This window comes from Psychrobacter urativorans (assembly GCF_001298525.1).
Lineage (GTDB): Bacteria > Pseudomonadota > Gammaproteobacteria > Pseudomonadales > Moraxellaceae > Psychrobacter > Psychrobacter urativorans_A.
Genome location: NZ_CP012678.1, coordinates 1,635,165 through 1,649,723 on the forward strand (window position 1 = coordinate 1,635,165; position 14,559 = coordinate 1,649,723).

At 43.1% G+C, this 14,559-nt stretch carries 13 protein-coding genes; 8 read left to right on the forward strand and 5 right to left on the reverse strand.

Going from position 1 to position 14,559, the window contains the following annotated elements:
• Positions 1-78: 78 nt before the first annotated feature.
• The 3 genes from panC to yjgA all read left to right on the forward strand — a co-directional run bounded on the left by panC (position 79) and on the right by yjgA (position 2,592).
• The gene (gene panC / locus AOC03_RS07055; RefSeq protein ID WP_062534556.1) at positions 79-966 is read left to right on the forward strand and encodes a pantoate--beta-alanine ligase; all 888 of its coding nucleotides are present in this window, start codon (positions 79-81) and stop codon (positions 964-966) included.
• A gap of 64 nt (positions 967-1,030) precedes the next feature.
• On the forward strand, positions 1,031-1,972 hold the full coding sequence (rapZ, locus tag AOC03_RS07060) for an RNase adapter RapZ (protein WP_062534558.1): 942 nt from the start codon (positions 1,031-1,033) through the stop codon (positions 1,970-1,972).
• A gap of 107 nt (positions 1,973-2,079) precedes the next feature.
• Complete coding sequence (yjgA, locus tag AOC03_RS07065; protein ID WP_062534560.1) at positions 2,080-2,592, forward strand: ribosome biogenesis factor YjgA; 513 nt, start codon at positions 2,080-2,082, stop codon at positions 2,590-2,592.
• A 138-nt stretch (positions 2,593-2,730) separates the two neighbouring features.
• On the opposite strand, the gene AOC03_RS07070 is transcribed toward yjgA, so the two are convergent.
• A complete protein-coding gene (locus tag AOC03_RS07070) occupies positions 2,731-3,351 on the reverse strand; it encodes a thiol:disulfide interchange protein DsbA/DsbL (protein WP_062534562.1) in 621 nt (206 codons plus the stop codon).
• A gap of 428 nt (positions 3,352-3,779) precedes the next feature.
• On the opposite strand from AOC03_RS07070, the gene ubiG reads away from it, so the two are divergent.
• The 4 genes from ubiG to AOC03_RS07090 all read left to right on the forward strand — a co-directional run bounded on the left by ubiG (position 3,780) and on the right by AOC03_RS07090 (position 6,754).
• The gene (ubiG, locus tag AOC03_RS07075) at positions 3,780-4,610 is read left to right on the forward strand and encodes a bifunctional 2-polyprenyl-6-hydroxyphenol methylase/3-demethylubiquinol 3-O-methyltransferase UbiG (protein WP_062534567.1); all 831 of its coding nucleotides are present in this window, start codon (positions 3,780-3,782) and stop codon (positions 4,608-4,610) included.
• Between the two features lie 30 nt (positions 4,611-4,640).
• Positions 4,641-5,351, forward strand: a complete 711-nt coding sequence (locus tag AOC03_RS07080; protein WP_062534569.1) for an HAD family hydrolase — start codon at positions 4,641-4,643, stop codon at positions 5,349-5,351.
• A 169-nt stretch (positions 5,352-5,520) separates the two neighbouring features.
• Positions 5,521-6,321: a YciK family oxidoreductase gene (locus AOC03_RS07085; protein WP_062534570.1), complete on the forward strand. Its 801-nt coding sequence runs from the start codon at positions 5,521-5,523 to the stop codon at positions 6,319-6,321.
• Between the two features lie 166 nt (positions 6,322-6,487).
• Entirely contained in the window at positions 6,488-6,754 is a 267-nt protein-coding gene (locus tag AOC03_RS07090) for a DksA/TraR family C4-type zinc finger protein (protein ID WP_062534572.1), read from the forward strand.
• Between the two features lie 91 nt (positions 6,755-6,845).
• Here AOC03_RS07090 and AOC03_RS07095 read toward each other — a convergent pair whose 3' ends face one another.
• Both AOC03_RS07095 and ompR read right to left on the reverse strand, forming a co-directional pair.
• Positions 6,846-8,042 (reverse strand): CobW family GTP-binding protein, encoded by a 1,197-nt coding sequence (locus AOC03_RS07095; protein WP_062534574.1) that lies wholly within the window; start codon positions 8,040-8,042, stop codon positions 6,846-6,848.
• A gap of 55 nt (positions 8,043-8,097) precedes the next feature.
• The gene (ompR, locus tag AOC03_RS07100; RefSeq protein WP_062534576.1) at positions 8,098-8,856 is read right to left on the reverse strand and encodes a two-component system response regulator OmpR; all 759 of its coding nucleotides are present in this window, start codon (positions 8,854-8,856) and stop codon (positions 8,098-8,100) included.
• A 343-nt stretch (positions 8,857-9,199) separates the two neighbouring features.
• On the opposite strand from ompR, the gene AOC03_RS07105 reads away from it, so the two are divergent.
• Positions 9,200-11,734, forward strand: a complete 2,535-nt coding sequence (locus AOC03_RS07105) for a Tex family protein (protein WP_062534578.1) — start codon at positions 9,200-9,202, stop codon at positions 11,732-11,734.
• A 147-nt stretch (positions 11,735-11,881) separates the two neighbouring features.
• On the opposite strand, the gene AOC03_RS07110 is transcribed toward AOC03_RS07105, so the two are convergent.
• Entirely contained in the window at positions 11,882-12,277 is a 396-nt protein-coding gene (locus tag AOC03_RS07110; RefSeq protein WP_062534579.1) for a hypothetical protein, read from the reverse strand.
• A 756-nt stretch (positions 12,278-13,033) separates the two neighbouring features.
• On the reverse strand, positions 13,034-14,380 hold the full coding sequence (locus AOC03_RS07115) for a saccharopine dehydrogenase family protein (RefSeq protein WP_062534581.1): 1,347 nt from the start codon (positions 14,378-14,380) through the stop codon (positions 13,034-13,036).
• Positions 14,381-14,559: the final 179 nt, after the last annotated feature.

Consider the following 14,559-nt stretch of genomic DNA (forward strand, 5'->3'; position numbering starts at 1 on the left):
AGTACTCAGATAAAAGAGTTGTCGGATAGGTTTTATCACCGAGTGTTCTCAACAAATCATCGCATAAGAAGAGTCATCATGCCCATTATTCATCGTCATATCGCGACGTTACAAGCCGCGTTGAAGCCTGTTCGCAATCAGCAACGCATTGCGTTAGTGCCTACTATGGGTAATTTGCATGACGGGCATTTAGAGCTGGTCAAACTGGCTAAACAACATGCAGATATCGTAGTGGTCAGTATTTTTGTTAATCCAACCCAGTTTGGGGTCGGCGAAGATTTTGACAGCTATCCGCGGACATTGGATGAAGATGTTGCTAAGTTGGCAAGTGTTGGCGCTGATTATGTGTTTGCACCCAGCAGCGTCGAGATGTATCCGGTATTGCCACCACCAACCACCATTCGCGCTGGTGCTATCACTACCCAGTTATGCGGTCAATCGCGCCCCACGCATTTTGATGGTGTTGGCATCGTGGTATCGAAGCTGTTTAATATCGTGCAGCCTGATGTGGCAATCTTTGGGCAAAAAGACTATCAGCAGTTGGCAATTATCAAACAACTGGTACGCGATTTGAGTTACCCTATTGACATTGTTGCCGCGCCTATCGTTCGCGCTGCTGATGGCTTAGCATTGTCATCGCGCAATCAATACTTGAGTGCAGATGAGCGCCAAATTGCCCCAATATTACAGCAAGAATTGCAACGATTAGCGCAGCAGTTAGCAGCAGGTGAACATATTGATAAAGGATTTAATACTCTTATAACAGACGCCAGTGAACGTATTACGGTAGCGGGTTTTAAAATTGACTATTTAGAAATAAAAACGGCACAATTAGAACCTGTCATTGATCGCTTAGCAAATGATGGCGAGAATAAGAAATATACAGCGCAAGAGCTCATTATTGTTGTCGCTGCTTGGTTAGGGCGCGCGCGATTATTAGACAATCAACTTGTGACAGTTTATTAATAGCTGCTTATTAATAAAGACAAATTAGCCATTTGGAATTGCACAGAAACTAGGGTAATAAGTCATGGTAGTAGCAGATATCAATAAAACGCACACACTAGTAACAGAGAATAGCATCAGTATTTTGGTTGTATCAGGGCGTTCAGGGTCGGGCAAAACCTCAGTCCTAAATATTTTAGAAGACTTGGGCTATTACTCTATTGACAATTTACCGTTGTCTTTAGTACCTGAAGCGGTGCACAAACTGGTGAATGAAAGCGGCATACGCCATATTGCGTTAGGTGTAGACATCCGCTCGCCGCGTGCAGATTTATCTAATTTTTCAGAGATTCATAATACGCTACAGCAGCTGTATGGTGAGCAAACCGTCAGAGTTATTTATGTGACGGCGCAAGAGACAACACTGGTGGCGCGATTTAATGCCACCCGCCGTGTGCATCCTCTAATGGCGCAGGATGCGAAGGATTCCTTACATTCCGCCTATAATTTGCCTGCTGCCATTAAAAAAGAAGCAGAGCTATTAGAACCCATTGCATCTTCTGCCGATATTAAAATTGATACCAGTAATCTTAATATTCATCAATTGAAAGAGCGTTTGCGTGACCATATTGGTGCTGAGAATAAGGTAATTATTAATCTACTTTCTTTTGGCTTTAAGTATGGTAGTCCCATCGATGCTGATTTTATATTTGATGTTCGAATTTTGCCTAATCCGCATTGGAGTCCTGCACTGCGTATAGCGACTGGACTTGATCCTGAAGTTGGCGAGTTTTTCAGCGATTATCCAGAAGTCGCAGAAATGACAGACGATATCGCCAAATTCTTGCAGCGTTGGCTACCAGATTTTTTACATAACAATCGCCATACGGTGACGGTGGGTATCGGTTGTACGGGCGGAAAACATCGCTCAGTCTTCATCACTGAACAGCTGCAACGTAGGCTTAGCGCTAGCCTGCCACCCGCGTTAACCGTGGTTGCCAAGCATCGTGAAAAGCGTCACTGGTAAATAGCGACTACAATGCATCACGCTGCTAAGCCAGCCATGCTAAAAATTTAGTTGCTGATACCACTTACCTACCATCACATTTTATTTATTGAATTAGAGAGCTTACCATGATTGACTGGTCAGAACATGACATGCGCGTCTCGCGCACTGAACTTAAAAAAGCCCATGAGCGCTTACAAACGTTGTCTATACCGCTATCAAACTTATCCAAAAAACAGCTCAAAAAACTGCCTGCCAGTGAGTATTTCATGGCAGAATTAATGGCGCTGGCTGATATTACCAGTGCAACTGCGCGCATTCGCCAAACCAAACGTGTCGGCAAGCTCATCAGTGAAGAAAATCGCCACGAACTGGTCAAAGCCCTGTTCGATGCATTTTTCCCAAATGAGCAAATCTCTAAAATTGAAAGCTGGGCTGGGCGCTTAAATATCAATGATGAAGGCACGCTGAAGCAGTTTGTGAAGCAGTACAAAGCGTCGGAGCGTAATAGTCTATATCAGTTACTGTTATGGATCGAATATGCCAAGCATCTAAAAGATGACGAACTACTGCAAGAATCTCATGAAGATTTGGTCAGCTATATTCGTGAAGTGACTATTTTGACAGAATTAGAAAAATAGCCAGTAGTAACTACATTAGTAGCTATTGATACTTAATAAGAGATACTGCTTAGACAGTCAAAATAGTAAATACAAAAAAGCCAATCTTTTATAGATTGGCTTTTTTAATGAATGTTAATAATCCTTACTACCCGCGAATTATTTTTTCTCAGCGCGTACTTTATCGACCAAATAATCAACCACTTTGACCACTTGAGGGCCTTCACCCGTTACTACATATTTACCTTGCACTATGACGGCTGGTACACCTGAGATCTGGTAACGCTTTGCGCCCGTTTGTGAGCGTCCCACTTTAGTGCTGACGGCAAATGAGTTGTAAAGGCTGTTAAATTTCTTTTGATCAACCCCTTTTGAGGCATACCATTTGCTGAGTGATGCTTGGTCAAATAATTCTTTACCGTCTTTATGGATCGTATCAAATAGCGCGTCATGGGTTTTGTTTTCATAACCTAGTAGCTGCGCGGCATAAAATCCACGTGCACTGGCTTCCCAAACTGGATTCAATGCGGCTGGCGTCTTAAAGAATGCCACATCTTTATCTTTGGTTTTTGCCCATTTTTCCATATGTGGATTCAGATTGTAGCAATGCGGGCAGCCATACCAAAAAAACTCACGGACAATGATGGCATTACCGGTGATTTTTTCTGGATTATCAAGCACACGATAATCTTTTCCAGCGACATAATCAGCCGCCTGTGCGCCCATGTTAGCCAAGCCAATGGCAAATGCTAGACCCGTCAATGCGATGACACGTTTCATGTTTTTTCCTTGAGAAGTAAATGCTTGAGGTTTATACCAATGATTTAGTTAGATATTGTCGGTTGCAAGATATTCATGAGAATGAATGATAAAGCGTTCAGCGCGGTTTCGCTAAATTTTGTCTATAATAACGTAAAATGGCGACAATTGTGAACTGCATTCTTAACCAATGGTTGTCAATCTGTGCGCCACCATTTCAAAAGGTCTTGCCTGCTACCCTCGAAGTTATGACCCGACTCCCTAAAACGGCTTATAACGAATTAGAAACTATCGTATTCAACGATATCCTGCTTAATTGGCTATCATGAGCATACACAATCGCTCACGATGTGTTCACGACAAAACGACTGCTCTCATGCTAACATTAAGCCCATGATCGCGCCTACTTTAATATAATGCCAATTGTGCTGCCAATAAAGGAAAATGCTATGAGCTCAGCTGTCCCTTCTTCCTCTCATCGTGCCGACAACTCGACAGATAATACGATGCATAATGCCACCAACGTTGACTTAAGTGAGGTGGATAAGTTCAATAAATTGGCACATGAATGGTGGGACAATACCGGTGCATTTGCAACCTTGCATCAAATTAATCCGTTACGCCTGAACTGGATAGAGCAAAACGTCAAGCTCGGCTATCAAGGTTTGGACGCAGATAAAACCGCAGAGATGGGCTTAAAAGGTAAGAAAATCCTCGATGTCGGCTGCGGTGGTGGTATTTTAGCGGAATCGATGGCGCGTCGTGGTGCGGATGTGACGGGCATTGATTTAGGTACGGAAAATTTAAAAGCGGCCAGTGTTCACGCAGAACAAAGTGGATTAATGGCTACCTTACGTTATCAGCATATTCCTGTTGAAACCTTTGCAGCCACCCATGCTGGTCAGTTCGATGTCGTGACTTGTATGGAAATGCTTGAGCATGTGCCAGACCCTGCCGCCATTGTAGATGCTTGTTTTAAGCTGCTTGCGCCCGGTGGTGTTTGCGTGCTTTCTACCATTAATCGCAGCCCCAAATCTTATCTATTTGCCATTATTGGCGCGGAATATGTGCTGCGCTTGCTCGACCGTGGCACGCATGATTATGCTAAATTTATCACGCCTGCTGAGCTGGATAAAATGGCAATCAATGCTGGATTTAGCCGCCAAGATATCATTGGGCTACATTATAATCCACTGACTAAACGCTACTGGCTGGCACAAAATGTTGATGTCAATTATATGTTAGCCGTTCATAAACCTCAGCTTAAATCATTGGTTTAAGTTTATTTAATCATCATAAGAGCATCTTGCATGGCTACGTTTGTAAAAGCAGTTTTATTTGACCTTGATGGCACGCTGATTGATACCGCTGCTGATTTTGTGCGGATTATTGGCAAAATGAGTGCCGAAAATAATTGGCTAGCACCGGATGAAGTGCATATTCGTGAGCAAGTGTCAGCGGGCGCTTCAGCGATGGTGCAGCTCATGCTGCGTCATAACCAACAGTTAGCCGTCAGCAATGAGCAGTTACTCAAATTTCGCCAGCAGTTTTTAGATGATTATGCTGCCGATATTTGTGTCGATAGCTGTGTATTTTCTGAGCTTGAAGAAGTATTGACCACCTTTGAGCGTCAGGGCGTGCCGTGGGGTATTGTGACCAATAAACCGCGTTATTTGGCTGAGCAACTGCTAAAGGTCATGGATTTAGAGGAACGCTGTGCCGTGTTAGTCTGTCCTGACGATGTCTCGCATGCCAAGCCTGATCCTGAACCGATGTATTTGGCGCTAGAAAAGCTAGGCATTCCGCGCGGGGCAGCAGGTAGCGTGCTGTATGTTGGCGACCATGTACGCGATATCGACGCTGGCAAAGCGGCGGGGATGCCAACGATTTTAGCGGCTTATGGTTACATTCCTCCTGAAGACCAACACCATTTAAAAAAATGGGGCGCAGATTATATTACGGAAACGCCTGAGCATCTTAATAAATTGCTATTGTTTTCCGGTCAATTTGAGTATTTATAAATACTGCTGAGCCGTTAATATTTAGCCGTCCATATTTTCCATGATTTTTCACTTTGAACGAGCGATATTCATTTTAAAAACGATTTTTCTAAATCATAAAATGATGTTGCTCAACAAGATTGTATAAGACGATATTTTATTTATTAAACCATAAGTAGTGAGTAATGCCATGAGCGACAGCACCAATCAAACTTCTAAGCCAAATTTAACCCACGCCAATATCCGTGACTTTGTACCGACAGAAAATTGCTTAGACGGCAAAACTATCTTAGTGACGGGTGCAGGCTCTGGTATCGGACGTGTAGCCGCGCTGACTTATGCGCGTTATGGCGCGACAGTGCTGCTATTGGGGCGTAACAGTAGTAAGCTTGAGGCGGTCTATGATGAGATTGAGCGTCTTGGCGGTAAGCAGCCTGCGGTACTGCCGATGGATCTTGAAAAAGCCACGTATGCCGAAATGCAGCAATTAGAAGGACTGATTGATAAAGAAATCGGGCAGCTTGACGGTATCTTGCATAATGCTGGTTTATTAGGGGTGTTGACACCGCTTGAGATGTACGATGTTGATACTTTTGCTAAAGTGATGCAGGTCAACTGTACGGCTACTTTTATGCTCACCCAAGCCTTATTGCCGCTATTAAAAGACGCGCCACATAGTTCTATCGTCTTTACCTCTAGCACAGTAGGCACGCATCCTCGCGCATTTTGGGGTGCTTACGCCCTCTCAAAACAAGCGGTCGAAGGCATGAGCGATATCTTTACCCAAGAGACGCGCAATACGACCAATTTACGTTTTAACTGTATTAACCCGGGTGGTACACGTACCAATATGCGCGCTCATGCGTTCCCAGGCGAAAATCCGATGAGCCTCAAAACACCTGAAGACATCATGGCAGGGTATGTGTGTTTAATGAGTGACGCCAGCATTGAGGTGCGCGGACAAGTGGTAGCACTACAACCCAAAGACTAGCAGCACTCTCTTAACATTAAGCGTCTATTTTCAATATTTGTTAATAGATTTTTAGTTATTGAAATCGCGCTTGTTTAGCCCCATCTATTTGTTCTTAAAGTGGTTTATGCTATTGAAAATAAACAGTTATTAATAATAAATGATTGATAAATAAAAAGGAAAAATGATGGCGGGTGGATGGTCAAAAGATGGTGCAGAACAGGAGCAAATGGATGCCACAGTCAATGATGCATTAGAGCGTGCACGGCGTGCGCTACCAAGTGGCGCAAGTGCTGAGTGCTGCGATGAATGTGGTGAGAAGATAGCAGAGGCGCGGCGCTTAGCATTACCGGGAGTGCAGCATTGTGTACGTTGCCAAACTGAGCTTGAGCAAGAGGCTAAAGCGACTGAGCTGTTCAATCGGCGCGGTAGTAAAGACAGTCAGTTGCGTTAGTGAAGCAACGCGTAAAACCAAAAAAGGCTCACATTATGATTTAATGTGAGCCTTTTTTTTGCATGATTGTATTAGCTTTTTAACGCATATTCTACAGAATGAGTGCCATCAGTTCGTCATCCCATGTTGCCCAGTTTGCTTGGCTTTCTTGGTGTGGCTCATCATTCTGCATCGTTTTTTCGCCATTAGCCTCTTTGTCTGCTTCGCTGAGCAGTATAATTTCTAATCGGCTATCAATTTGTGCACCAGTAGTCGTCATCGTTAAGCTATCAGGCGTAAAGTTCAGTTGTAGCCAGCCATCAGAAGTATGCACGACCCCTTTAATACGTTGCCAATTTGGTAATGCTAATAGCCATTGCTGCAGTGCGTCGGCATCAAATACCCAATGTTCGGGAAGCCGCCAACCGCCTAAGGACACGCTGTGCTGAAATATATCTTGCTGCTGATCATGGTAGCGATAGGGCAGTTCGTGATTGATGGCAACAGTGGTGCTCGCAGGCGTTGTATGGTGGTCAGTCGTATTGTCAGATGACTTAGCAAATGAGAGTGACGTTGGCGGCTGTAAGCGAATACGAGACTGGTTGCTATTTTCTGTTTGCTGCTGAATAGTTTGACTGGGTTTGTCAAGTTGCGCGGTTAATTCGGTTATAATACGAGTATCTGCTTCATTATCAGACTGTTTAGAAGCCGCCAACCAAATAATCTGTGTCTGCGGATTTAAAATAGTAATCCATGCTTGCAAGTCCTGCTGGCAAGTGGCGCTCAGGTGTTCATAGCGATTAATCACCACGACATCAGCTGCACAAATATGAGCTTGAAAGCCCTCATGATTGCGATACTTTGCTTGTTGCCATTGACTGCCGCTCAGTACCGCTATGACCGCTTGCATACGTAAAGCCGTTTGCCAATGTGGCTCGCTAAGTTGCCGTATCAGCTCGCGCGGATGTGCCATTCCTGTCGGCTCAATGATTAGTCGCTGTGGACGGTGCTCACTAAGCAAACGGCTAAGGGCGATTTGTAACGGCAGTTGACTGGTACAACAAATGCAGCCACCGCTCACCTCACTAATAGCGATATTGCTTGGTTCATGATGGTTTGGTTCATGATTGGCGTTTGCCAATAATGCGCCATCAATACCAATGCGTCCAAACTCATTAATCAATAACGCCCAACGTGCGTCAACCAGTTTAGTCGTCAGTAATTGGTTGATAACGCTCGTCTTACCCGCGCCCAAAAACCCTGTCACCAAGGTGCAGGGTATGTTTTGGATAATAGGAGATATTGTCATAAGAGGCAAAGGTCTTAAGTGTTAATTCTTAAAGCTAAGAAAAACGACATTAGGATTATTCAGTGATCACGGCTGCTTGCTCAGCTTCGTCCGGTACAAAGACATAACCTACGCCCCAAACCGTTTGAATATAGCGTGCTTGTGACGGATTGGCTTCAATCAGACGACGTAAACGCGATACTTGTACGTCAATTGAGCGCTCCATTGCACCCCATTCACGACCACGTGCCAAATTCATTAGCTTATCACGGGTTAATGGTTCGCGTGGATGTTGCACCAGTGCTTTCAATACCGAAAATTCACCCGTTGTCAACGTCACCACACTGCCATCACGTTTTAGCGTACGCGTAGACAAATCAAGCGTCCAAGGACCAAATTCAACCACTTCTAGCTGATAGCTTGGCGCACCAGGCAGCTCACGATTTTGACGACGCAGTACCGCTTTAATACGCGCGAGTAGCTCTTTTGGGTTAAATGGCTTAGGTAAGTAGTCATCTGCACCGGCTTCAAGACCGGCAATACGGTCAGCGTCGCCACCTTTAGCCGTCAGCATAATAATAGGAATATCACTATTGTCTTCACGCAAGCGCTTACAGATACTAATGCCGTCTTCGCCCGGTAGCATCAAATCCAGTACAATTAAGGAAAATAACTCACGCTGTAACAACTTATCCATCTGACTGCCATCATGTGCGGTACGGACGACAAAACCATCATCTTCTAGGTAGCGTTGCAACAAAGAGCGCAAACGCGCGTCATCATCAACCACTAAAATACGCTGAGTCATGGTGTCGGAGCTTTTATTGTCAGTCATACCGATATCCTTAAATGAACATTATTATTGTTAACAAGTATTATTAGTAGGGCATAGTTACGTTATTATCAGATTTTACAGGTTAGCCACAACTTTTGTGCAACGACTTTTTTGGTTATCATATTTATAGCGTTACCGCTTTAGTGTATAAGATTGTACGGATAATTGCATCACTTGCGCACATAAATGCTGTAGGTGTTTGTTTAACAATGCGTCATGAGCGCTGATATAGCAAGATTTGCGCGATAAAAGCGCCGATAATGAACGAAAAGATAAAAAGGATTTCTATTCATGCAGCTTTTGCTATAATGCAAAACTACATTTCTCAACGATAGATACGGATATGAGTAGCACTGATACCCAAACGTCTTCTCAAGCCCCAACAAAAGTACAGGGCTTGGACGCAACGACACACGCGAATATTCACGACAAACTTGCTCGCGCGCTTGGCATTACGTCTGCTCAAGTCAACGCCTTTGTCAAACTTTACGATGAGGGTGCTACTGTGCCTTTCATTGCCCGTTATCGTAAAGAAAATACCCAAAATCTTGACGATGCTCAATTGCGTAAACTTGAAAAATTGCTCAACTATGAGCGTGATATGGCAACCCGTCGTTTGAAAATTACCGAACTGCTAAGTACGCAAGGTAATTTAACCGACGAACTGCAAGCGCGTATTGATAATGCCACCTCTAAGCTTGAGCTAGAGGATATCTACTTGCCATACCGTCCACGTCGCCGTTCACCGGCTGCAAAAGCACGTGCCGCAGGCTTAGATAATGCCGCTCAATTGTTATTAACGACTGAAATTACCCCAACTGATGCGTTGGCAGGTTATCAAGCGCCAGCCAGTATCACTGACGATAGCGGTAATGACATTGAAGTCGATTTCAGTGATATTGAAAAACAACTTGCTGGCGTGCAAGCGATTATCGTTGATGATTGGACACAAGCTTTAGACTTACTAGACAATGTGCGCACAAGTTTTGCCAAAACAGCAAATATCGTCACAACAGTTGCGAGTGATGAAAAACGCGAAGTCGGTGAGAAGTTTAAAGATTACTTTGAACATAGCGAAAGTCTGGCGCGCTTACCGAATCATCGTCTCTTAGCGATGCTTCGTGGTCGCCAAGAAAACGTGTTAGGGTTAAAAATCGAAGGCGAAGATGCGCCCTTTATCGAAAAAATTGCCAAGCATTTTGATATTGATACCAAAACCCCTGATGCCCGTCGTGAGTTTTTAGCAGAGGCTGCAACCAGTCTTTGGAAAGATAAATGGCGTCCGCATATCGAGCATCGCTTATTAACGGAAAAACGTCTGACGGCTGAGTCGGATGCGATTGATGTGTTTGCCAATAACTTACAGCATTTGCTTATGTCAGCGCCTGCGGGTCGTAAAGTTATCTTGGGTGTTGATCCTGGTATTCGTCATGGCGTTAAAATGGCGATTATCGATGCGCAAGGTCATGTTCTTCTTGATACTGCTGACAAGCCCGTTATCGCAACCGTTTATCCGTTTGCCCCTGATAATAAAATGGTTGAAGCCAAAGCGGTTATCGATACTTTACTGAGCACTTATCACGTTGATTTGGTTGCTATTGGTAATGGTACGGCGAGTCGCGAAACTGATGCCATGATTAAAGAGATTTTAGCGGCAAATGATGCGTTGACGGCGAAAGTGGTTATCGTTAATGAAGCTGGCGCGTCTGTTTATTCTGCTAGTGAGCTTGCTAGTGATGAGCTTGGTGATATGGATGTTTCAGTACGCGGTGCGGTTTCTATTGCCCGTCGCCTGCAAGATCCGTTATCAGAGTTGGTCAAAGTTGATCCAAAAGCCATTGGCGTGGGTCAATATCAGCATGATGTCAATCAAACCCAGCTTGCTGATAGCCTTGATAAAGTCACCCAAGACAGCGTAAATGCGGTTGGCGTTGATGTGAATACCGCCAGTCCTGCCATCTTGGCACATATTGCTGGTCTGAATCGCAATGTCGCTCAGCAAATCGTCACGTATCGTAAAGAGCATGGCGCGTTTGCAAGCCGTGAAGCACTAAAAGACGTACCGCGTTTAGGTGCCAAGACTTTTGAGCAAGCAGCAGGATTCTTGCGCATTCATGATGGTAGCAATCCGCTTGATGCCACTGGTGTCCATCCAGAAAGCTATGCATTAGTTGATAGCTTAATTGCCCAAACGGGTAAAACCTTAAGTGATATTCTGGGTAATGATGGCGTGCTTAATAGCATCGATACCACGACAGTGGCGAATGATGACAATGTCAGTATTAAAGCCATCATTGATGAGTTGGCAAAACCTGCACGCGATCCACGTCCTGAATTTAAAACCGCCACCTTCCGCGATGATGTGAATAGCATTAAAGACTTAAGCGAAGGCATGACTTTAGAAGGTGTTGTGACTAACGTGACCGCCTTTGGTTGTTTTGTCGATGTGGGCGTGCATCAAGATGGCTTGGTACATATCTCACAGATGGCAAATGACTTTGTCGCTGATCCCATGAATCGTGTGAAACCGGGCGATATTGTCTCTGTTCGCGTGATTAATATTGATGAAAAGCGTGGACGTATTGGTTTTAGTATGAAGCCAGAAGTTACAAAACCAGTGCGTACAGCGGCTAAAGTGGCTACTGACAATACAACCACTGCTGACGACAAAACTAGCCGTCCACGTAGCAATCGTCCTGATGCTGATAAACGTCGCGCTACGCCGCGTCCTAAGCGTCAAGATAGAGACGATAAAGCGAGTGCAGGTGCTGCTGACAATCGTAGTAAAGCCCAGAAGCCAAAAGTAGATGCGCCAATTAAAATGGGTACACTTGGTGCACTTTTAAAAGAAGCGGGCGTGGCTAAAGCTAAGAAATAAGACTTTGTGTGATAAGTAGTAATAAAAAGGCAGCCGTTAGGCTGCCTTTTTTGTTAAATCAAATATGTCGACTTTATTTTTAATAACTATTCTTAATAATCATAATTAAAACAATCGTCGCCTTAGTACGGTTATTTAAGTGCTTACTTATAGGTCTTCTTCTGAAACTTCTGCTAGATCTTCTGGCGCATCTAGTACAGGATCTTCAGATATTATTTCAGTTGTTTGCAACTCTTTGTCTTGTAAAGCTTCTGCTGGCGCTTTTATCTCAGTAGTCATTGGTTGCTGACCAAGATTGTTATTAACGCGTGAACGAGAAACCTTTTTCGTTTCACTAATCTCAACCGCACTTAATTGAGTTGATGCAAGTTTGCCATCGTTATTTTCAATGTCAGTTTGAATTGTATTATCAGCAGCTACAGCTTTTGCAGCCACAGTTTTCGCAGTTACAGGCTTAGGTTTAGCAGGTGCAGCCATGGCTACACTTGGAATAGCAAATGCCGCAGCAATGAGTAGCGATAAAGATAAAGTACGATTTTTCATTAATTGATTCCTTGATTCACAGTGCTTGATTTACAGTTTATGTTTAAAAATTTCTTTAATTGGACTAACAGTTAACATTGTATTTTGCAGTTTGCGCAGCTCGAATCTATTTACAATTTCAAATATATGTATTTAGTATTTCTAACACAATACAGATAGTTAAAATAAAATCACGATAACCACTATTGTGATTGTCATGATTAGTATAAATAAAACGACTTATAAGCCAAACTAAGTGGGTTAAAACTTTGGAACGTAAGAGTAGCAACTAAAACCTTAATAATTCAGTGGTACATCAATGAATAGTCTAACGGCTTAATGTTTTCATGTGACATTGCGAAACTGCTGTAGTCGTATTGTTACGTTAATATGAAAATATTACTTCTGATATTGTGCCATTTTGCTATCGCATTGAAAGATGATATATTGACCAATATTGAACTTGTCAGCCTTTTTTACTTATTATTGTTAGGGAAATAAATGAGAAGAAAGGTATGCTTAATTTCTAATTTTTTAATAATATCAGCGTTCACTTATCAACTATCTCTGTAACAATACGCTAAGAATATCTATTTTTAGAGTGTTAAAAAGTAAGGTTTCAGCAATATAGTTCATAAAATAAATAGATAGTTAGCATTTATTAACATTAGACAGGGATAAATGATTAAGTTTAGGCGATAAAAAACCGCATCCTGTTGCCAAGATACGGTCAATAAATTGTTCATCGTTAACGGTGTTTTTATTTAAAGAAAGTACTCAATCAACTACTTCAAAGCGCAGACCTGCATGACTCTCTAATCTTGTTAATAGCTTCTCACCCATAGCCGACGCGGGTGTCCAAAAGCCACCTTGAACCTCTTCTTGAGTGATATCTTGTGCCAAGCATAGCGCTGCTTGTGCCAGCATTTGTGATGTACTGCCATAACCAGGGTCTTTATTGCCAGTCACTTTAGTCACAATAGTCTCATTATTTGCCGTACTACCAAAAAAGCGAATATCAAAATAGCCATTGTCTTGGTCAGATTGAGAAGGTCCATCACCGGATTTGGTTAAGACGTGATTGGAGAGAAACTCACGGCTGCGCTTAAAGGTCATGGCAGTGGCAAACCCAACTATTCCCACACTCATGCCAACACTCATCAGTTGCCCTTTAACCCCATCTTGCATCCACATGGCTTCGTCATATTTAAATGCCCGCCCGTATTCATAACCAAGCAATTGATTGCTACGATGGACGATACGGGTGTTGATACTTGCCATCACAAAGGGCGCTAGCCAGCGCTTATGCTCGATATCGTATATTGGTTTGTTCACATTATCTTGACGTGTATCAGGGACGTTTTTATCATCATTGAGTAAATAAGGATTCGCCAATTGCTGACGACGCTCTTTATGCTGTCCAACTTCTTCGAAGATAGTCGCCATGGATGCAATCGTACCGCCAGATAGTCCACCTTTTACGGCTTTCACGCGCATATGAATGACATCGCATACTTTATCAAACTGTGCTTTGGCTTGTTGTTGGGTGAAGTAAACGCCTAAGTCTGAGGGAATAGAATCAAATCCACATGAGTTTACAATACGTGCGCCACTTTTCTGCGCGCTATCTTGATATTTATCCATCATATCTTTAATGAAAATAGCTTCACCGGTCAGGTCGACATAGTCCGTACCGTTTTTTGCACAGGATTTAATCAGTGGTTCACCGTATTTCAGATACGGACCTACCGTTGAGATAATGACCTTGGTTTGGGTGGTCATCTCATCGAGACTGGCATCATCATTACTATTGGCAATAATAATATCGACCTTTACGTTTGAATCTCTATCCGTCTGTGCAGCGTTCAGCTCGGTTTGTAGTTTTTTTAATTTAGCCTCATCACGACCTGCAATTGCCCAAATAACCTTCTCTTGAGATTTTTTATCTGATAAAAAATTTGCCAGATAATGAGCGGTGATTTGCCCAACGAAGCTAGTCGCACCATATAATACCAGTGCATAAGGCCGTTCAGAATTTTTGGTTGATTTTTCTACATTTATCGTAGCGTTCTTTTTCTCTTTGGCGACGTTCACATCGGTATTATCGATGTCGGTATTATCCATAATAGCTTCCTTTAATAGTTATACGCAGAGAAATCAATTATATACATAAGTGAGAATTGAAAATTCTTCTCTAACCAAGAACAATTAGATACGCCAACTCAATGACGAAGACAGAATTTATCTGAGCATATACCGCGTTAAAAGCCAAGTAAAATGCCTTTCTGATGTCAAATTTCCTA